We start from the raw sequence: 19,292 nt of genomic DNA, 5'->3' as shown, positions 1-19,292 counted from the left end.
CATGCTGCGTAAAATCTTCGTCATTTCGATTCTATTTGGAGTCGGGTATTTTGTACCCGACTTTTTAGACATGGATGAAAAAATGGTGATCACTGCGTCTATTGAACATCCAACTCTTAGTCGTTGCGAAATTAAAAATAACCGCTGCACCGTAGGGCCATATTCTCTTGAGCTGGTCACTGGAAACTTTGGCGTTCTAGAACGTACCACATTTACTTTGTTGCGACATGGGCGCCCGATAAAAGGTCACATTTTGGTCACATCCGACGACAATCAATTTGGAACCATCCAGAGCCAAAAGGATAGCGCATTATCGGAGCAGTCTCAGGTTCTTATCCCTTATTGTGGTAACCCTATCATGAACATCGTTTTGATTGACGAGGAAGCCGCTGAAGGGCTGATCTTGCAATCCGAGGTATAGAAAGCGTATAAGAAGAATACGGTTGGGCTAAAGCAGCTTGTGGGAAAGATAGGTAAAAGCGTTTTATTGAGCTGCATTCACGCAGTGTGCGCAAACACAAGGTGTTAATTGTGCTCACGCAAAACTGTATACACAGCTAGATTGACTGGTTAATTCTATGATGATTTAGCAAATATCAACGACATAATTTGTCGAGCAATTAGTGACGCTTAGAAATAAGAGTAAACTTATAATCACTGTTGGTGAAGTAGTTACGGCTGTACTCAAACACCTTATCCCCTTGTAAATATCCGCGCGTACGTTTCTCGATAATAGGCGCGGCAGGGCTTATACCGAGTCGCTGAGCAATGTCTTCCGGTGGGAGTATGGGGACTAACTCTTGTTCACTTCTATCGATGACCAAGCCTTTTTGTTTTTCTATATATTCATACTTCGAGCCCCGCATCACTTGGTAGGTGAGGTCTGGAAACATTTCGACTGGCATCCAAGTCTCTTCTACTGTGATTGGGTGGTCGTCTAGGTAGCGCACACGCTTCACGTAAAAAATACGTTCGCCTTCGCGGACGTCGAGTTGTTCAGCGATGATGAGTGAGGCCGATTGAATTTCAAAAGCAATTACGTCGCTATAGGTGACCCCCCCTAAATGACTCCACTTTTCTGCGAAGCTACTTTGTTGGTAGATGTCGTAATTGACCTTGTTTTCTTTTACATAGGTCCCACTACCTTGAATACTTTCTAGTTCTTCATTTTCGACCAGTAGTTTTAGCGCTTGTCGAACGGTGACTCGACTGGCAGAAAAATCTTTGCAAAGCTGAGCCTCAGTAGGGAGTGCTTCACCCACCTTGTAAACTTTGCTGCTAATTTTTTCTCTAATGGCATCAGCTATTTTGCGATAAAGGGGCAGTCTTGCCATGAAAACCTCGAACGTAAACCATGAACCTTTAATGATACAAGTTTGTCGTCAACGATAGAAGTTTCGCGATACGAATTCGAGTGTTGAATACAAAAAGTGCAACAACTAGGCATTATCTGCCGATGCAGGCACATCCTGTTAATCTCTGATTAAATTGATATTTAAAAACACGCTTAGCAAGACAAGCGTTAGGGTGTATTGCTTTCCTATACTCAGAGCCTTAGTAACTTTCTGTAACAAAGATTGGCCAGAGGTATTGCCAATAATTGTTACACTTAAGCGCGAGTAATACTCCCTAAAACCTCTAGGTACCCTAACTTTGGTCAAACGCTGCATTCAACTTCTATTACCTTTAGTTATTTCACTGTTTTCATACGGTGTTATGGCTAATGAGGCAATGAAAGGTGACGTTTCGCTTGGAGATCAAATAGTTCAAGTCTCGCTCAATGTTACTGATGAAGCTAAGTTTGACAAAGCTCGGTTTGAGGAAGCTGGGCTTGACGAAAGAAAGCCTGAACAAGCCGGGTGGTTAATTAACGATCCGATAGCGGTACAGAAAGGTACCTTGGCAAGGCGTGCATTAGTCGATATCGCGCAGCCTGAACAGTATAATAATCCACGATATTATTTGCTGGTGGAGTTTACGCCGCCTCAATTGCTCGCTAATGCCACTCAAATTGAACCGCTGTGTTCACAACAGCAGCATTGGACCAGTCATATTTCGCAACAATGTTCAAGATTGTCGGGCTGGAAAGAGGCCAACTCGCTATACCGACATTTGGCTATAACTCGCTCCTAAAACACTATCTAGACAGTGAATGTCCAACTATTAAGTACTTAGCCCTCTTTGACAGACATGTCTGGATTTGAGATGTCGCGCTGAGTGCTCTCCCATGTGTTTTATACCAATCAAAGCAATTACCTGATCATTCTTGCTCGTTAAAATCAGTGATAACGGCGTTAAAGATTTTGTAGGTAGAGCAACTACCTACGGCAGTCTTCGCCTTGTTCTCAGCGATTTTTCCGCCGCAGTTTTCTGACCAGTTAATTACTTCGATTGGTTTTAGGGAAACAATTTTGAAAAAGAATAACACTCAGCAACTTAACCGCTTATCTAAGTGGAAAACTGTTGTCGTACTAGTCAGCCTACTGATTATGACACTTAGCGCATTGCCCTCGCTATACGGTGAGCTACCCGCAGTACATGTAAACGCTCAACATCAAACCGACGATGCCACGTCTATCGCAAATATACTCGAACAGTCGGGGGTTACGCCTAGACAAATTGAGCATCGCCATGATCAAATCATAATCACCTTGGATGATACTGACCAACAAGGGCATGTGCAGTCATTGTTACAGTATATGCTTGATGATTCGGTTACCGTCGCTTTGGCGATGGAACCCGCGGCTCCCCGTTGGCTTATAAACGCGGGGTTTTCTCCCATATCGCTCGGGCTGGACCTTAGAGGTGGTGTTCAATTTTTATTAGATGTCGATATGAAGCCTGTATATCAGGCACATCAGCAATCTTTAGTAGAACAATTTAGTAGTGAGTTTCGAGGTAGCCGAGTTCGAGAATCGGCAAGTAGTATGGATGTTCAGCTGCCCAATCGAATAAGTAACAGTGAAGCCCGACGCTTCGTGCAGCAAGAGTTTCCGCAATGGACAGTGCGAGGCAGTGGGCAGACACTAACGCTTAGCCTTTCTGACTCGGAAAAGACTGAAATAAGACGCTTAATCGTGCAGCAGAACCTGCAAATTATGCGTCAGCGTTTGAATGAGTTAGGCATTACAGAAGCTTCAGTACAGCGTCAAGGTGATAGCCGCATCAGAATAGAGTTACCTGGCGTGCAAGATCCCGCGGCGGCCAAAGAGATCATTGGTGCGACAGCGTCGTTAGCTTTTCATTTAGTGCCTGAGTCATCCCATAGGCAGACAATTTCGGTTGCAGACGAACAGGGTAATCCGATCAATCTCGAACGTCGTCCAGTCCTTAGCGGCGAGCACATCATTGATGCTCGTGCCAGTATTGGCGAATACGGAAAGCCAGAGGTGAATATCACTCTTGATTCTTTCGGTGGGCGAGCAATGTCGCAGTTTACCCGTTCCCATATCGGCCAGCCAATGGCAACGGTGTATAGCGAATATAGCCAAGACGCCAATGGCAATAGCCAACAAATGAGTGAAGTGATCAGTATTGCCACAATACAGTCACAGCTTGCAAATCGCTTTCGAATCACTGGCACTGGTAGCTTGAGTGAAGCACAAGACCTTGCCTTGTTGCTACGTGCTGGCTCTTTAACTGCACCCGTAACCGTGATTGAAGAGCGCACTATTGGCCCAACATTAGGCGCAGAAAATGTGAAAAGTGGCTTCGCCTCCTTAGCGCTAGGTTTAGGACTCACCTTAGTATTTCTGGCGTTTTGGTACCGCAAACTTGGGTGGGTGGCAAATACGGCTCTGGTCGCCAATATGATTTGTCTCCTCGGCCTGGTTGCGTTACTACCAGGGGCTGTTCTAACCCTGCCTGGTATTGCGGGCATGGTGCTAACAGTTGGGATGGCGGTGGACACAAACGTGCTAATTTTTGAACGAATAAAAGACAAAATGCGTGAAGGTCGCACGTTCGCACAAAGCATCGATAAAGGGTTTAACAGTGCATTTGCCTCTATTTTCGATGCCAACCTTACCACACTGATTGTCGCTATAGCGCTATACACCATCGGAAATGGTCCCATTCAGGGGTTTGCCATTACTTTGGGGCTTGGGCTTCTAACCAGTATGTTCACGGGGATATTTTTATCACGAGTTGTTATCAATTTCATTTGGGGTCGCGATAACCGCCGCGATATTAAGGTGTAGCCATGACGAACTTAAAAATAAGCGCAATTTCAGACAACAGGTTAACCGCAGCTCGTTTAACCATGACCGCGATATCGACAACACTTTTTTTAGTTTCACTTGTGTTGATTGGGCTGAAGGGGTTTAACTGGGGCCTAGATTTTACCGGTGGTGTGGTAGCCGAAATACAAGTGCATAGCAATTTGATACTTGAGGACATTAAACCGCTGCTCGATCAAATATTAATTCAAGATGTTCAAGTGATTTCTTCCAGCGAAACCGGTCAATGGATTGTTCGTTTTAGTCAATCCGATAAGCATGTGGTCGAATTGAATGAGATTTTTTCACACTTGCCGTTCACCGTAGAGATCATCAATAGCAGCGTAGTTGGTGCGCAAGTTGGGCAAGAGATGGTCGAGCAGGGCGGCCTAGCGATTATGGCCTGTCTTTTGTTAACCATGATCTATCTAAGTTGTCGGTTTGAATGGCGTTTGGCTCTAGGGGCTCTTGTGGCGCTATTGCAAGACGTGGTGATTGTACTGGGACTGTTTGCGCTGATGCAGTGGGAATTCAATCTCACTATTTTAGCGGCTGTACTGGCGGTACTAGGATACTCACTTAACGATTCTATCGTTATAGCGGATCGCGTGCGTGAGTTATTTCGTGCAAATCCCAATGGTCAGGCAGATTTACTGATTAATGACGCCATTAGAGCGACGTTCTCGAGAACCTTAGTCACCTCAGGAACGACATTAGTCACTGTAAGTAGTTTATGGCTATTGGGTGGTGCGACGTTGGAGGGCTTTGCTGTCGCGTTATGCCTAGGTATTGTATGCGGGACTTGGTCTTCGGTATCGGTCGGTGTTAGTTTGCCAAAGCTACTGGGTGTGGCACCGATTCATTTTCAACCCCAAATCGTAGATCTAGAGGAAAACGCGTTATGAGAGACAGTTGGTGAAAATGTGTTTAGGTAATTCTGAATTAGATCATAAGCTGACACCGCAGTAATCTTTAGTGAATGCCCGTTAACTGGCATTTATCAACAAAGTCAGGAAGACGACTTCCTGACTTTGTTGTATTGAGCCGCCGCACTTTCAGCGCACCAGCGATGCGTTCCATCTATCTCTTTGAATTGAAAATGAGAATCAATCAAAATAACCACTTGATAGCTTGTACTACACACAGCTTTAGTCATACTTGGTCGACTAAAATTATAGTAAAATCAAAGGAATGAGGATGTCACTTAAAACGACGACGGTTGCAATTACGGGGTTACTCTCACTGACGGCTTGTCAATCAGATTCAAGCGATGGCAACGACACTGCGTCAACGGCTGGAGGCGAGACGCGACAAGTGTGCCACCTTGATGATGATGAGCTTAGTCCTAGTCACGCTATCGATGTTTCAACAACACCAGTGTTAATTCATAGCGCCACGGTTGCAGCGGGGGATATCGATACTGATGCTTTGCCACAGGAAGAGCAGCTTCCAGCGATTTTTGCAGTAGCAGCCTTTTCTTCGCCGTCATTCATCGATGTATTTTCAGGGTTAATCTTAGCCTACGCTTGTACAGACGCTATGTATGAGCTGAATCAATGTAATTGGCAAGAGGGTTATAACAGTGATGGTGAATTATTAGTGAACACAACTATTGGTGCAGGGAACTCCTACACCTCGGTCATAAAAATCAGTGAATCCGCGAGTGCGCAGCTACAGACTTCCTATGAAATCCAAGGAACAATTGGTGATTTGGGCAATTTAACATTCAAACAATATGAGGACGGGCAGTTATCGGCAACGCGCGTTTCTACCTTGTCGGCTAGCGGCGCCGAATCAGTCAGATGGACATCTGAACTGACAAACTGGTTTGCCGAAGAAACCGCTAATTGTTCGGGATCGTTAACCTACGAAGATATTCGGGAAACCCAAACTGTTTCTGCAGACGCCGAATGGTCGTTTGGAGGCAGCAGCACCGCAGGTGAGCTGACCGTTGTGTTTGACGATGACACTCCTGAAACGGTCACACTTAACTGGTAGCTAGTCTAAATCTAGTACTCTTCTCTAATAAAACACCCGCAGTGAAGTGGGGGCCAATGAGTGGCTATGCTGCTCACTATTGGTAACAGGGGTTAAATCCACGCATAAAAAAAACTCCAAGCGGGGGATACTTGGAGTTTTTGGAGCGTTGTTAGTTTAAGTACGGTTTATGCTTTAGCGGTAGCTAGCTTCTTTTCTTTGTTTTGCGCCACCATTTTTAATCCGATAGTCAGTGCCATCGAGACTGCAATACCAATGACGAAGTACGCAAGCCATGCCATAGGGTTACCAATAACTGGAAGCATGAATACTGCGCCACCTGCAACGGTACCAATAGTGATCTTTGAAGACAGAATCAAAGCAGCTGCAATACCACCGCCAATCATGTGAGCTGGGATGATGCGCATAGGATCTTTTACAGCGTAAGGGATTGCGCCTTCAGTAATACCACAGAAACCTAAGATGGCTGTAGAGGGCCCTGCCAAGCGGTCTTCTTCGTCAAAGAAGCGCTTGAAGACAACCGACATAATACCAAGAGACATACCAGGGATACATTTAGCTGCAGTAAATGCTGCATAGAAGATAGATGCATCGCCTGCGAAATCACCACTTGTACCAACACCAATACAGAATAGGTAAGCGGCTTTGTTGACTGGGCCACCCATATCGAAACACGCCATCGCACCAAGAATGAAACCAAGAACCAGTAGGTTGCCAGTACCCATTGAGGTTAGCCAATCCACTAGGCCAGTGTTCAGCATTGCGAAGAATTTACCAGGACCTGCGTACATGAAGAGTAGGGTTGCAATACCTGCTAATAGTGGCGTGATGATGATCATCTTCACCGATTCAAGTACTTGCGGGACTTTGATTTGTCGTACCAGCATGACAAACAGAGCTGCTGCTGCACCTGCGACCAAGCCACCTAGGAAACCGCCAGTCACGATGGAAATTTTACCAAAGCTACCACCAACTGCAACGAAACCACCGACAAAACCAGGGGCCAGTCCGGGCTTACCCACCATACCGTAGGCAGTAAACGCAGCCAACACACAGATTAGCAATGGATTGAATGCTTTTAACGTACTGTAGTAGAGGAAGTGAGCAATGCCTTGGAACGAAGACTCAAATTGTGCCTTGGCTTCAGGTTCCGCTATTGCGGCATATACTTCGTCCTTAATTGCACTTATTTCGCTGTTTGCTAAGCCTTCTGCCGCATTAATAATGCCAAGATCTGCATAGGTTTTGCCTGTGTACTCGACCAGTATCGCTTCATCATAAAGGTGGGTGTAATCGTAGCCAAAGAATAGGTTAAGTAGACCTACACAAAGACCGCCAATTATAACAAGAGGGATGATGTGCGATACGCCTGATAGAGCGCCTTTGTACCAAAGTTTTAAAAAGCTAACGATCATGTTGTCGTTGCTTTCTTCTTTTTCTGCAAATTTGCTTGCATTAGCACTTACTTTTGCTTTAGAGCCACCAGCTTTAATTTTCTCTTCTAGGGCATCCAGCATGTCATCAGCAGCTTTAATGCCGTCTTTGACTTTACCTTGTACCGACGTTAATCCTTCAAAACGCTCTGCTTCGACGACGCCAACATCTACTGCATAGATGATACCATCCGCTTCAGCAACGTCTTGTGCTGTGATTTTGCCATCAAGGCCATTTGCACCTTGTTTTTCGACCTTAATTTCCCAACCGCGAGCGATTGCCTTTTTCTCTAAATTTTTGGCTGCCATATAGGTGTGGGCTACACCGGCAGTACATGCTGTAATCGCTAAGATTTTCATCTGATGCTCCTTTGCGTCGTCTCTAGTCATTTGAGCACCATATGGTCCGCTCAATGATTATATTCTCGCCCAATTTGTTTTGCTTGGCTGTGACAAAAATCACAAGTTGTATTATTTGTATTTAATTGGTGTTATTTTTTTATAATAACAAATCAATACAAAATTAGACGAGAAGACTAGCTAGTTGAAAATAGATGACTAATTTTGATGACCAATGTATTAAGTTTAGTCGTTAATTTTTCGTTAGATAACTGCTAGTCCCGCTTTGTCGTTTAGACGTGAGCGTAAATCTGTAGTTGTTGGTGGTGAAAAAGTTTCGACTGTATTCAAAAACGGTATCGTCGTGGAGATAACCGCGCGTGCGTTTTTCAATGACTGGCATTTCTGCATCGATGCCAAGTAGCGCAGCCACGTCTTCTGCTGCTAATACCGGAACAATTTCTTGTTCGCTTCTATCTATCAACAATCCTTTTTGTTGCTCAATATAGGTGTACTTTGAACCTTGCATGACTTGGTAACTAAGATCAGGAAACAGCTTGGCCGGCATCCACGTCTCTTCAACCACAATAGCAATATCATCAAGAAAGCGAACACGCTTTACATAAAAAACCTGCTCTCCCTCTTTAATGTCCAACTGTTCTGCCATCGTTAACGAAGCTGATTGAATCTTAAACGTCAGTACATCACTGTGGGTAACGCCTTCTAGGTGCGCCCACTTCTCGGCAAAGCTACTTTGTTGGTAAATGTTATAGTTGATTTTGCTTTCTTTAACGTAAGTACCACTCCCTTGAATGCTCTCAAGCTCTTCATTTTCAGTTAACAACTTTATAGCTTGGCGCACGGTAACACGGCTGACCGAAAATTCTGCTCGAAGTTGAGCCTCAGTGGGTAGGGCTTCACCGACCTTATAAATTCCGTTGCTGATCTTTGCTCTGATCGCATCGGCAATTTTTCGATACATGGGTAATCTTGTCATCATATCCTCACCAGGTTACATGGCTCTACTAAGCTAAAAGGGTCGTTATTGCCGAGCATTTGCTCATTAACATTACAATCGATGATACGAATTTTTACGCAGATAACAATTCAATGAAGATACAAATAGGGTGTTTTAACCTCTTTGTAATACATATTGTGAGATTTATGAGACATTGATCATGGTTTATTTGTATTTGATTGGTATTATTAATGGCAGCTAAACAGACAATACAGATCAATGTGAACACGGGGCGAACATTATGAATCTTACAACTCTTACAAACGCATCACTCATTAACCTTCAAACAACCTTTGAAAGCCGAGACGCGGCCATCGAAACTCTGGCTGAGCAATTACATCAACAGGGTAAGCTGCACGACAAGGCCGAGTATCTGCAAGCCGTATTTGCCCGAGAAGAGCATGGCGCTACCGCCCTCGGCGAAGGCCTTGCTGTCCCTCACGGTAAAACCGATGCAGTAAAAGAAGCTGCATTTGCAGTTGCAACGCTTACCCAAGACCTTAAATGGCAAGGTATTGATGAGGAAGAGGATGTAAACCTTATCTTCTTGATCGCGATACCAAACGCAGAGGCGGGTTCAACTCACATGCAGCTGCTGACCGAACTAACCAGCACCTTAGTTGATGATGACGTACGTGAAGCGGTTCTAAAGGCAACCACGGTTGACGAAATCTTTGCATTACTTAGTGATGAGCAAGCGCCAGAAGCAGAACTAGAGCCTGTCGTACAACAGCCAGTTGTTAAAGAAACGGCCCCAGAGAAAAAAGGGTTCTTGAGCTCGCTTAAGTCCAAGGTATTTGGCTAGCAATCAGCCGCGTTACTACGAAGCACTCAATCAATTTAGCTCGCACAGCCAACCGTCTTTAAAGGTAAAAAATAATGACTACATCACGCGTTCATATCACGCCACATATGCATTGGGATCGTGAATGGTATTTCACTACGGAAGAGTCTCGCATTCTACTTGTGAACAATATGGAAGAGATCATGCAACGTCTGGAGAGCGATCCAGACTACAAATACTACGTTCTTGATGGTCAGACAGCCGTTCTTGAAGATTACTTCGCCATCAAGCCAGAGAATAAAAAGCGCGTAAAAGCATTGGCTGAAGCAGGTAAATTGATTGTGGGCCCTTGGTATTCTCAAACCGACACCATGCAAGTGTCCGGAGAGTCTATCGTTCGTAATATGATGTATGGCCTTCGAGACTGTCTTGAGTTAGGTGAACCGATGAAAATTGGCTATTTGCCAGACTCGTTCTCCATGAGCTCGCAACTGCCGATGATTTACAATGGTTTCGGCATCGATACCACGATGTTTTGGCGTGGCTGCTCTGAGCGTCATGGAACAGATAAAACCGAATTTGTGTGGCAATCCAATGATGGTTCCGAAGTAATGGCGCAAGTCCTGCCTTTAGGTTATGCCATTGGTAAATACCTCCCTCAAGATGAAGCAGGACTGCGAGCGCGACTCGACAAATATTTCCCCGTATTAGAAAAACCGTCTGTCACCAAAGACATTTTGTTACCCAACGGCCACGATCAGATGCCAATTCAAAAGGACATCTTCGAGGTAATGGATAAGCTACGAGACATTTACCCAGAGCGTGAATTTACTATGAGCCGCTTTGAGGAAGTGTTTGATCGTGTTCGCGAAGAGCGTGACAACCTTGATACGATCAAGGGAGAATTCAATGACGGGAAATACATGCGTGTTCACCGCACCATATCTTCTACACGTATGGACATTAAATTGATCCATGCTGAAGTAGAAAACAAGATAGTGAATATCCTTGAACCGCTCGCATCGATTGCATGGTCATTAGGTTTTGAGTATCACCACGGGCTCATTGAAAAGATGTGGAAAGAGAGCATGAAGAACCATGCTCACGATTCTATCGGCTGCTGCTGTAGCGATAAGGTTCATGCAGAAATACTCAACCGCTATATCCTAGCGGACGATATGGCAACCAACTTAATTAACTTCTACAAACGTAAAATCGTTGACCACATGCCCGCTCGAGAAGGCTGTGACAAACTTGTTTTCTTTAACCTCACTCCGTATGAGCGTGAAGAGGTTATTAACACCACCATTACGATCCGTGCTGAGCAATTTAACCTGTTTGATGACAACGGCAATGCTGTTGAGTACTTCATCCAAGATCAGCGCATCATCGATCCAGGTAAGATAGACCGTCAAATTGTCCATTATGGCAATTATGACCCGTTCATTGAGTACGACATTCAAATTAAGCGTTCTGTACCGGCAATGGGCTTCACGACTTTGCACGTTCAAGGTAACGAAAAAGGCGCTGTTAAAGTGGCCTATCAAAAAGAGTATCTGTTAGAGAACGAATTCTACCGCATTAATGTGAATGATAACGGCACCCTGACTGTGTTTGATAAAGACACCGAGATGACGTTTGACCAAGTATTGCGAGTTGAAGATGGTTCGGATGATGGTGATGAGTATGACTACTCTCCGTCTCGTCAAGAGTGGCTGCTTTACTCCGATGAGTTTAAAGCGCAGACAGAAATTAAACATGAAGGATTTCAGTCGGTTGCTCATATTTCACTGCGTATGAACGTACCTGCTAACCTACAAGAGCGCGAAGACCGCTCGGGCCAAAATGGCTTTGTCGATGTAGATTGTCAAGTCGTGCTTAAGCACGGATCGCGCCGCATTGAAGTTCGTATGGAACTCGATAACCAAGCCGACGACCACCGTTTACGTGTTCTGGTACCAACTCCATTCGTGTCTGAAAATGTTGTCGCGGATAACCAGTTTGGTCTAATTACTCGTCCAACTAACGATCCAGCGATGGCCGTTTGGGAAGAGGAAAAATGGAAAGAAGCACCAGTACCTGTGTATCAGCTAATGAACTTTGCTGCGGTTGAAAATCAAACCGGTGGTATGGCAATAATGACAAACGGTTTGCGCGAGTTTGAAGTGATTTCATCAAAACAAAATGAAGAGCGAGACACATTTGCTCTTACGCTACTACGCGGTGTCGGTGTGTTGGGTAAAGAGAATCTGCTTCTTCGTCCTGGTCGTCCGTCGGGTATTAAAATCCCAACGCCAGATTCTCAGACTCGTGGCAAGATTGTGTGTGAATTTGCGTTATTTGGTTTTGCAGGCAATCACATTGACGCCAATATTATGGCTGAGGCACGTGACAATGTAACGCCTATCCAATGCTACAACAAGATCCCGTACAATGCGATGAAGCTCAATGTTGGGGAGCAAGATAAGCCACTGACTTACTCGCTACTCAAGAAACAGCAAAAAGGCGCTGTACTCAGCGTACTTAAGAAAGCCGAAGATGACGATGCGCTAATAGTACGCGTCTATAATCCGGCAGAGCAGGGCGATATTGAAGATGGCATTGAATTTGCTGAAACAATCACGGCGTGGGAAAAAGTAACGATGGATGAGCGCACATTAGAAACAGTCGAAAGTTCACAATCCTTTGGTACACTAAAACCTTGCCAAGCAAAATCGTTCCAAATTAAGTTTTAATTAACGTATCCGCCCGCATTGTCGGGCGGTTCAGGTAACTGACGATGAAGATTGTAATAGCGCCCGATTCATTTAAAGAGTCACTGTCTGCTAAACAAGTGTGTGAATGTATTGAGGCCGGTTTTTCAGATGTTTTTCCTCATGCTGATTATGTCCATTTACCCCTTGCTGATGGCGGTGAAGGTACCGTTGACGTCTTGCTACAAGGGCTGGATGGCGAGGTTCGACATTCTCAAGTTACAGGTCCTTTAGGCGAGCCAGTTAACGCTCAGTGGGCGCTGTTGGACGAGGGTCGAACCGCGCTCATCGAATTTGCCGCGGCGTCCGGATTAGACCTCATTTCTCCCGAGCAACGTAACCCAGCCATAACCACAAGCTATGGAACGGGCGAGTTAATCAAAGAAGCATTGGACCAAGGCGTCAAAAAGGTTCTGCTTGGGCTAGGCGGTAGTGCAACCAATGACGCTGGGGCAGGTATTGCACAAGCTATGGGCGCAAAACTGCTCGACCAGCAAGGTAATGAGCTTCCCTTTGGTGGTGCAGCTCTGTCTAATATCGCGCAGATCGATTTGTCGAGTATTCACCCTAGAAGCAAAGAGGTGGAGTTTATCGTTGCGTGCGATGTGGCAAATCCACTTATTGGTGAAAATGGTGCCAGCCATGTTTTTGGACCGCAAAAAGGCGCGTCGCCAGATTTAGTCAAAACACTGGATAGAGCAATCGCGCACTTTGCCGCAGTAAGTGCTAAGCAAACCACTATCAATCAAACAATGTCACCAGGGTTTGGCGCCGCCGGTGGTACGCCTATGGGGCTGTCACTGATATTTGATATTCACATCAAGCAAGGCATAGAGATGGTGCTAGACGCCCTTAACGCGGACACTGTGTTGGATGGCGCGGACCTTGTTATAACGGGTGAAGGTCAAATGGACAATCAAACCTTACAAGGTAAAACCCCATTTGGAATAGCCAAAAGAGCGCAATCTAAAGGCATTCCAACCATTGGTATTGCAGGATCGCTAGGTCAAGAAATCGATGAACTCTATGGCACTATCGTCAGTACTTTTGGAACGGTTCGTTCGCCACAACCACTACAGCAAGTATTAGAAGAAGCGAATAATAATCTTACTCGCACTGCTCGCAACATCGCAGCCACGTTAAAGCTTGGCGCAAAAATTTTAGATTAAGGTGAGAAATAGCAATGTCTCTTTTTAAGCTCGATAATGTCATTCAAAACTACGCTTGGGGCAGCATAGACTCTATCCAAACACTGTTTGGCATTGCCAACCCTAACAATCAGCCACAAGCTGAGATATGGATGGGTGCACACCCCAACGGATGCTCCAAACTGAGCGAGTCGGGAGAGCTGCTTTCGCATCTAATAGACGACAACAAAACTGAAGTTCTGGGCGAGTATACCGCAGCACGGTTTGGTGAGTTACCCTTCTTGTTTAAAGTGTTGGCTGCCCAAACTCCATTGTCGATTCAAGTTCACCCAAATAAGCAAAATTCAGAGCTGGGCTTTGAACGTGAGAATGCCCAAGGAATTGCGCTAAATGCGTCTAACCGTAATTACAAAGATCCAAATCATAAGCCTGAGTTGGTCTATGCATTGACGTTCTACAAGGCGATGAATGGATTTCGCCCAATTGATGACATTATTGCGCTGTTTGAAGAAAATCAAATTCCTTCGTTGGCTAGTGCATTAAGCACGCTTAAAACTCATGCAGATAGCAACGCGCTTAAAGCGTTTTTCACCACTATTATGTCGTTGGAAGGCGAGGGTAAAAACAGGGCACTGGAAGAGTTATACGCAGCATTTGAGAAGCCAGCCAAAACCGCAATGGGACGAGAAGCCATGCAATACAGCATGGATTTCAAAAAGCACTACCCAGGCGACATCGGCCTTTTTGCACCGTTTATGCTAAATACCGTTGAACTTGCACCGGGTGAAGCGATGTTTTTGTTTGCGGAAACACCGCATGCGTATGTGCAAGGCACTGGCCTTGAGATCATGGCCAACTCAGACAATGTGCTTCGAGCCGGACTCACACCAAAGCACATTGATGTGAAAGAGCTGATCGACAACACAATCTTTGAACCGATTAACCCAGAGGATATTCGTCTTCAGCCTGTACTAAAAGAGGGCAAGAAGAGTTATCCAATTCCTGTTGATGATTTCGGTTTCGACATTTTATCGGCAACTCAAGAGAGTAAGGCACAATACATGCGCAGTGCAGAAATCTTATTTTGCGTAGACGGCGAAGTCACGATAACCGCTGGAGATAAAAGTATTATTTTGACTGCGGGTGAGTCTGTCTTTATTAGCAATCATTTAGGAAAATACCACTACAAAGGCAACGGCACTGTGGCTCGTGCATACAATTAGTCTGTGATGGTGCTGCGAAATCGAGACGCCCCAGATTGGGGCGACTGACCATCAACTTAAGATAATGATGAAGACTCCCAAATAGAAGTAATTAACTAAACCATCAAGACCAAGTAGCGTTTCGCCTCTTGTTCGCCTCGACGGACTCTTGGGACGCTTCGCATATCAACACGCCTACCTCTACTTGATTCAGATACCACCACTAAAACATCATTGATAAACGCAAATACCGCACCTGCTGATATCAATAGAACCAAGAACTACAGACTTCGTTATACTTGCTGACGACGTTGGCTTAAATATGTTATCCAGCTTTGCGCATGGGGCGTTGGCTTAATGGTATTAGCAAGCTTTGCCTCAACAATGGCGTTATCGAACTGTCCAAGCTTGTAGTAGGCGCGAGTCTTGGCGAGAGCGACTTGTTCGTCTCTACCTTCAACAAGGTTTAAGGTCGCTAATGCCTGATTGAAATGTCCTTGCTGAAGTAAAAGTTGCGATACTTCCCAGTGATACGCAGGATCTAACTGCGCAGCTTTTTGCCAAATATCGATGGCGAACTGCCACTCTTTTGCCATTTGCCAATACGTCGCTTGCTCTACCAACAGATGAATATCAGTCAGCGCATCGTTAAGCTCACTGATTTCTAATGCAGCGCGCTCGGGGATTCCACGTTTAACATAGAGCTGCGCCATCAGTCGCTTATCTGACTCGGTGAGTGCAATTTCATTGAGCTTGGCTAACGTAAGAGTATCAAGCGCTTCACCATGACGATTGGTTTGCATTTGTAAGCCAGCTAACTGACGCCACCATTCCACTTTGTGGGGCTCTTGAACAATTAATTGGTTGAGAGTGTTGATTGCTGCGTCCCAATCCTTAAGTTGCATCTGGGCGCCTAGCGTAAGTGACAATGATGGGATGCGCTCCAAAGGCGCGCTTGCTAAATGTTTCTTCGATGCAGGGATCACTTTCTCCCACTCAGCAATTTGGTAATGTGCTTGAGCAATTCTAAACCAAATATCACCCACAGTTTGTGATTCAGGAATGGCCTCTAAGAGCGAGTAATAGTGTTGGAGCGCCTCAGTGAACTGTTGTTTTGATAGGTAGATGTCGGCCAACATTCGCTGAGTAACCCAAGCATTTTCGTCTTGCAATAGCCCGCTAGACACAGCGGATTCGAGGTTTTCTGTCGCGAGCGCCACTTGCCCATTTTGCCAATATAAAACGCCCAGCATTCTAGCCACAAAAGCTTTGTCGTATGCGTTGTTGGTCGATATTGACGTGAGGTTTTGGATTGCTTCGGTGTGTTGCTCATTTTGCATAAGTGATTGCGCTTTTTGCACACGAACAGCGGTGTAGTGGGTGAGCTGCTGCGCAATCGCATTACTTGAGAGCAATAATAAGCTGAGAGTGAACCAAGTTTTGATCATTGTGCCATCTTAAATTCTAGTTTTACTGTTTGACCGTATTGGGGCACGGCTTTGCCAGCATCGGTTTTTGGTTGATACTTCCATTTTGCCAATGCACGCGCAGCCTCTCGGTCAAAGACATTTTTCGGGTTGGATTCTACCAATGTGATGTCAGTGGGCTTGCCTGTTGCATCGATGGTGAAGGTCATAACAACGTAACCTTCAATACCTCGATCTAATGCGCGAGAAGGATAGCGAGGCTCTACGCGATAAAGCGGCATAACTTGTTGATTAACCTTAAAGTCGCCAAACGAAGGCGTGCTAATGGCTAGCCCATCTATCCCTGTATTTAAATTGAGACTGGGCAACTCTATCGCCGAAAGTTGCGTTTGCGGCGTGTCCACTTGCGCGGTGGGCATTTGTTCAGGAAGTTGTGGTGCCTTTGGCTGCTCAGGTACGGTTCGTTTTCGGCGCTGAACATCTTGCTCGTTGTTTGCCATAACCATGTCAAAGCGAACCGCATCTCCGGCTTCAGGAGCTCGTCGATGACTGGTATCGACCATCCAAGCCATAAAGCTAAATAGAAGCAGCGCACACCCTAAAGCGAAAGGGGCGGCAACGAACAACCGAATCACCGTGTTTTCTCCGCAGCCAAAGCGATATGTTGAACGCCTGCACCTTTTGCAGCATCCATAACGTTTACCACAGTACCGTTGTACGAGTGCTCATCAGCTTGGATAACCAGTGACGCTTCTGGATTATCCAATAAAAGATGTTCCAACGTGGCTTGAACGCGTTCCACATCAACCATGCGCTTGTCGATGTAAATATCATTAGAAGAGGTGATGGCGATGAATATCCCCGCCTCTTTTTGACTTACAGCGTTAGAAGCCTGCGGGCGATTTACCTCTACCCCTGACTCACGCACAAAAGAGCTCGTGACAATGAAAAAAATCAACATAATGAACACGATGTCTAACATCGATGTTAAATCGACTTGCGCTTCTTCCGTTTTGTGATGACGCCGACCTAGTCTCATTGGTGACTCCTTAACAGTTTTTCGAGTTCAATTTCTTTACCATGACATGCCTTTACTAAACGCGCGTGGAAAAACATGCCGCTAAGTGCCGCGACCATTCCAGCCATAGTGGGAAGGGTAGCGAGCGAAATCCCTGATGCCATTAGCTGGGGATTGCTGCTGCCTTGATTAGCCATAATGTCAAACACCGAGATCATGCCTGTTACTGTGCCGAGCAATCCAAGCATTGGGCATATCGCCACCAGTACTTTAATTAAATTAACGTTTTGGGTGAGTTTGCGCCTTGCTTCACTGAGCCACCCATCTCGAATTGCTAGGGCGTACCATGAATAGTGATCAGTTCGAGCTAGCCAGATGTTTGTCCAGCGACTTCGCAACTTAGGAAATTGCACTAACAAGAAGATCACGCGCTCAATGATGAGTAGCCAAATGATCGCCACGACCGCCGCCAACCACCAGAGAACTTGGCCGCCTTGCTGCATAAAACTTTGTAAGGCAACCAGTCCTTCACTATTGAGTAGGCTACTGGGCAGCAGTGCTAGCAAATCGCTCATTAAGCTGCCTGCTCAGTAGGCAAAGCATTATTGTGTTGGTTGTGCGCGATCGTGTCTTTTTCTGCTTGCTGTGCAACCAATGCAATGCCTTGTTTCTCTAAAATAGTGCGAATGTGTTCGGCTTGTGAACTTAAAATATTGTGCGCAAGCAGCAATGGCATAGCGGCGATTAGGCCCAATACCGTGGTCACTAGAGCCATAGAGATACCGCCAGCCATCACTTTTGGATCGCCGTTGCCAAATTGGGTAATCACTTGGAATGTTTCAATCATGCCGGTCACTGTACCGAGCAAACCAAGCATTGGGGCCAAAGCCGCGAGCAGTTTAAGCATTGACAAGCCGCGCTCTAAGCTCGCTTGCTCGTCGACAACCGTTTCCAATAAACGAAGCTCTAACGCTTCAACACTGCGCGTTTTTGTTGGGTCATAAACTGCGAGAATACGACCTAGTGGATTATTACCAGGCTTTGAAGGCTGTTTTAACTGTGAGCGAATCTTGTGGCCTGTAACAAGCAAAGTGACACCGCGAACTAGGGCGATCAATAGGCCGATAGTCAACAAACTCAAAATGATTTTACCGACAACTCCACCAGCCTTCATACGATCGCTAAGACTTGGCGTTTGTGCCAGTTGTTCTAGCATCACGCCGCGAGATGGATCAACAACGGTTGGTAGAATTTGACCATTAAGTAGTGGGGTCAGAGTCGAGTAGGTAGGGCCTAGGTCCGGCTGTTTTAGGTATGCTCGGGCTTCTTGTTTCTGCGTATTCCAGCTCAGGTAACCGTGTTCAGAGACAAGTCCGAATGAACCGAGTCGAATTGCCTCAAGGTGTTGAGTTTCTCCAGCACCATTAATGAAGGATACCGTAGTAGGAGATATTTGACCTGAGGCTTTGATTTGCTCGTCTAATGCATGCCATAAAGTCGTTAGCTGAGCCATTGAAGGTAGAGCAGTAGCAGCTGTGATGTCTGCTATTGTCTGGTTATATGACTGCGCTCCCGCTGAGGTCACTGAGTTTTCTAGTTCGCCTTGAAGTTCTTTAGCATTTTGTCGAACTACGCCAAATACTTCACCTAAGCTGCCAGTTTCGAGGCGTAATTTTTCTTCTAAACGAGCGAGCGCATCTTCATTGCGACTAAAGGTGCTAGCCAAAGAATCGTTGTGTTGTTTCAGTTCGTCACGCTGCTGAGCCAGTGACGCTTTTAAAGCTTTTAGTTCGTCTTCTGTTTGAGTAAAGCCGGATTCACGAGCTAAGTTGTGGCTGTGTTGAGTTTGGTTTTCATGCAGCGCTTTTTCAGTGAGTGCTGTTTGGGCAGCAATTGAGTGTGAAAAGGTTAACATCAACGCTAATAGGGCATGCGGGTATGGGAAATAGTTCATG

Annotated in this window: 16 protein-coding genes and 1 pseudogene; 9 read left to right on the top strand and 8 right to left on the bottom strand. The window is 45.5% G+C overall.

The genetic code is table 11. The features are described from left to right. Position 1 precedes the first annotated feature (1 nt). On the top strand, positions 2 to 421 hold the full coding sequence (locus JQC93_RS11075; RefSeq protein ID WP_205158505.1) for a hypothetical protein: 420 nt from the start codon (positions 2 to 4) through the stop codon (positions 419 to 421). A 199-nt stretch (positions 422 to 620) separates the two neighbouring features. Here JQC93_RS11075 and JQC93_RS11070 read toward each other — a convergent pair whose 3' ends face one another. Then, complete coding sequence (locus JQC93_RS11070; RefSeq protein WP_205158504.1) at positions 621 to 1,334, bottom strand: GntR family transcriptional regulator; 714 nt, start codon at positions 1,332 to 1,334, stop codon at positions 621 to 623. Positions 1,335 to 1,653: 319 nt separating this feature from the next. Between JQC93_RS11070 and JQC93_RS11065 the strand changes: the two genes are divergently transcribed. From JQC93_RS11065 to JQC93_RS11050, 4 genes are all read left to right on the top strand, one after another. Further along, the gene (locus JQC93_RS11065; RefSeq protein WP_205158503.1) at positions 1,654 to 2,133 is read left to right on the top strand and encodes a hypothetical protein; all 480 of its coding nucleotides are present in this window, start codon (positions 1,654 to 1,656) and stop codon (positions 2,131 to 2,133) included. A gap of 275 nt (positions 2,134 to 2,408) precedes the next feature. Further along, positions 2,409 to 4,199, top strand: a complete 1,791-nt coding sequence (gene secD, locus JQC93_RS11060) for a protein translocase subunit SecD (protein ID WP_408068605.1) — start codon at positions 2,409 to 2,411, stop codon at positions 4,197 to 4,199. A 2-nt stretch (positions 4,200 to 4,201) separates the two neighbouring features. Next, on the top strand, positions 4,202 to 5,122 hold the full coding sequence (secF, locus tag JQC93_RS11055; RefSeq protein ID WP_205158501.1) for a protein translocase subunit SecF: 921 nt from the start codon (positions 4,202 to 4,204) through the stop codon (positions 5,120 to 5,122). 292 nt (positions 5,123 to 5,414) lie between these two features. Further along, positions 5,415 to 6,215, top strand: a complete 801-nt coding sequence (locus JQC93_RS11050; RefSeq protein ID WP_205158500.1) for a hypothetical protein — start codon at positions 5,415 to 5,417, stop codon at positions 6,213 to 6,215. A 167-nt stretch (positions 6,216 to 6,382) separates the two neighbouring features. On the opposite strand, the gene JQC93_RS11045 is transcribed toward JQC93_RS11050, so the two are convergent. Together JQC93_RS11045 and JQC93_RS11040 are read right to left on the bottom strand one after the other, a co-directional pair. Beyond that, a complete protein-coding gene (locus JQC93_RS11045) occupies positions 6,383 to 8,008 on the bottom strand; it encodes a PTS fructose transporter subunit IIC (protein ID WP_205158499.1) in 1,626 nt (541 codons plus the stop codon). Between the two features lie 232 nt (positions 8,009 to 8,240). Further along, entirely contained in the window at positions 8,241 to 8,984 is a 744-nt protein-coding gene (locus JQC93_RS11040) for a GntR family transcriptional regulator (RefSeq protein ID WP_205158806.1), read from the bottom strand. Between the two features lie 262 nt (positions 8,985 to 9,246). Between JQC93_RS11040 and JQC93_RS11035 the strand changes: the two are divergent. From JQC93_RS11035 to manA, 4 genes and pseudogenes are all read left to right on the top strand, one after another. Next, positions 9,247 to 9,711, top strand: a pseudogene (locus JQC93_RS11035) (fructose PTS transporter subunit IIA); the annotation flags it as partial. 173 nt (positions 9,712 to 9,884) lie between these two features. Then, on the top strand, positions 9,885 to 12,524 hold the full coding sequence (mngB, locus tag JQC93_RS11030) for a mannosylglycerate hydrolase (protein WP_205158498.1): 2,640 nt from the start codon (positions 9,885 to 9,887) through the stop codon (positions 12,522 to 12,524). Positions 12,525 to 12,568: 44 nt separating this feature from the next. Further along, entirely contained in the window at positions 12,569 to 13,711 is a 1,143-nt protein-coding gene (locus tag JQC93_RS11025) for a glycerate kinase (protein WP_205158497.1), read from the top strand. A gap of 14 nt (positions 13,712 to 13,725) precedes the next feature. Beyond that, positions 13,726 to 14,913 carry a mannose-6-phosphate isomerase, class I gene (gene manA / locus JQC93_RS11020; protein WP_205158496.1) on the top strand — a complete coding sequence of 396 codons (1,188 nt, stop codon included), beginning with the start codon at positions 13,726 to 13,728 and terminating at the stop codon, positions 14,911 to 14,913. A 272-nt stretch (positions 14,914 to 15,185) separates the two neighbouring features. On the opposite strand, the gene JQC93_RS11010 is transcribed toward manA, so the two are convergent. From JQC93_RS11010 to JQC93_RS10990, 5 genes are read right to left on the bottom strand one after another with little or no spacing between them, the layout of a single operon-like run. Further along, the gene (locus tag JQC93_RS11010; RefSeq protein WP_205158494.1) at positions 15,186 to 16,340 is read right to left on the bottom strand and encodes a tetratricopeptide repeat protein; all 1,155 of its coding nucleotides are present in this window, start codon (positions 16,338 to 16,340) and stop codon (positions 15,186 to 15,188) included. Then, positions 16,337 to 16,954, bottom strand: coding sequence for an energy transducer TonB (locus tag JQC93_RS11005; RefSeq protein WP_205158493.1), 618 nt, complete (start codon positions 16,952 to 16,954; stop codon positions 16,337 to 16,339). Before JQC93_RS11005 ends, JQC93_RS11010 begins: the two co-directional genes overlap by 4 nt. Beyond that, positions 16,951 to 17,358 carry an ExbD/TolR family protein gene (locus JQC93_RS11000; RefSeq protein WP_084883335.1) on the bottom strand — a complete coding sequence of 136 codons (408 nt, stop codon included), beginning with the start codon at positions 17,356 to 17,358 and terminating at the stop codon, positions 16,951 to 16,953. The genes JQC93_RS11005 and JQC93_RS11000 overlap by 4 nt, the downstream gene beginning before the upstream one ends. Next, complete coding sequence (locus tag JQC93_RS10995; protein ID WP_205158492.1) at positions 17,355 to 17,912, bottom strand: MotA/TolQ/ExbB proton channel family protein; 558 nt, start codon at positions 17,910 to 17,912, stop codon at positions 17,355 to 17,357. Before JQC93_RS10995 ends, JQC93_RS11000 begins: the two co-directional genes overlap by 4 nt. Further along, positions 17,912 to 19,291, bottom strand: a complete 1,380-nt coding sequence (locus JQC93_RS10990) for a MotA/TolQ/ExbB proton channel family protein (RefSeq protein WP_205158491.1) — start codon at positions 19,289 to 19,291, stop codon at positions 17,912 to 17,914. Before JQC93_RS10990 ends, JQC93_RS10995 begins: the two co-directional genes overlap by 1 nt. Position 19,292 lies beyond the last annotated feature (1 nt).

The sequence above is a fragment of the Vibrio ulleungensis genome (assembly GCF_016900875.1).
GTDB classification, from domain to species: Bacteria; Pseudomonadota; Gammaproteobacteria; order Enterobacterales; family Vibrionaceae; genus Vibrio; species Vibrio ulleungensis.
Note: the sequence above shows the minus strand (reverse complement) of the source record. Positions and strands in the feature narration are given on the sequence as shown.

Bases quoted from the DNA above. Each gene is read 5' to 3' on its own strand.
- JQC93_RS11075 (WP_205158505.1), top strand. From the start codon at position 2: ATGCTGCGTAAAATCTTCGTCATTTCGATTCTATTTGGAGTCGGGTAT.
- JQC93_RS11070 (WP_205158504.1), bottom strand. From the start codon at position 1,334: ATGGCAAGACTGCCCCTTTATCGCAAAATAGCTGATGCCATTAGAGAA.
- secF (WP_205158501.1), top strand. From the start codon at position 4,202: ATGACGAACTTAAAAATAAGCGCAATTTCAGACAACAGGTTAACCGCA.
- JQC93_RS11050 (WP_205158500.1), top strand. From the start codon at position 5,415: ATGTCACTTAAAACGACGACGGTTGCAATTACGGGGTTACTCTCACTG.
- JQC93_RS11045 (WP_205158499.1), bottom strand. From the start codon at position 8,008: ATGAAAATCTTAGCGATTACAGCATGTACTGCCGGTGTAGCCCACACC.
- JQC93_RS11040 (WP_205158806.1), bottom strand. From the start codon at position 8,984: ATGACAAGATTACCCATGTATCGAAAAATTGCCGATGCGATCAGAGCA.
- mngB (WP_205158498.1), top strand. From the start codon at position 9,885: ATGACTACATCACGCGTTCATATCACGCCACATATGCATTGGGATCGT.
- JQC93_RS11025 (WP_205158497.1), top strand. From the start codon at position 12,569: ATGAAGATTGTAATAGCGCCCGATTCATTTAAAGAGTCACTGTCTGCT.
- manA (WP_205158496.1), top strand. From the start codon at position 13,726: ATGTCTCTTTTTAAGCTCGATAATGTCATTCAAAACTACGCTTGGGGC.
- JQC93_RS11010 (WP_205158494.1), bottom strand. From the start codon at position 16,340: ATGATCAAAACTTGGTTCACTCTCAGCTTATTATTGCTCTCAAGTAAT.
- JQC93_RS11000 (WP_084883335.1), bottom strand. From the start codon at position 17,358: ATGAGACTAGGTCGGCGTCATCACAAAACGGAAGAAGCGCAAGTCGAT.
- JQC93_RS10995 (WP_205158492.1), bottom strand. From the start codon at position 17,912: ATGAGCGATTTGCTAGCACTGCTGCCCAGTAGCCTACTCAATAGTGAA.
- JQC93_RS10990 (WP_205158491.1), bottom strand. From the start codon at position 19,291: ATGAACTATTTCCCATACCCGCATGCCCTATTAGCGTTGATGTTAACC.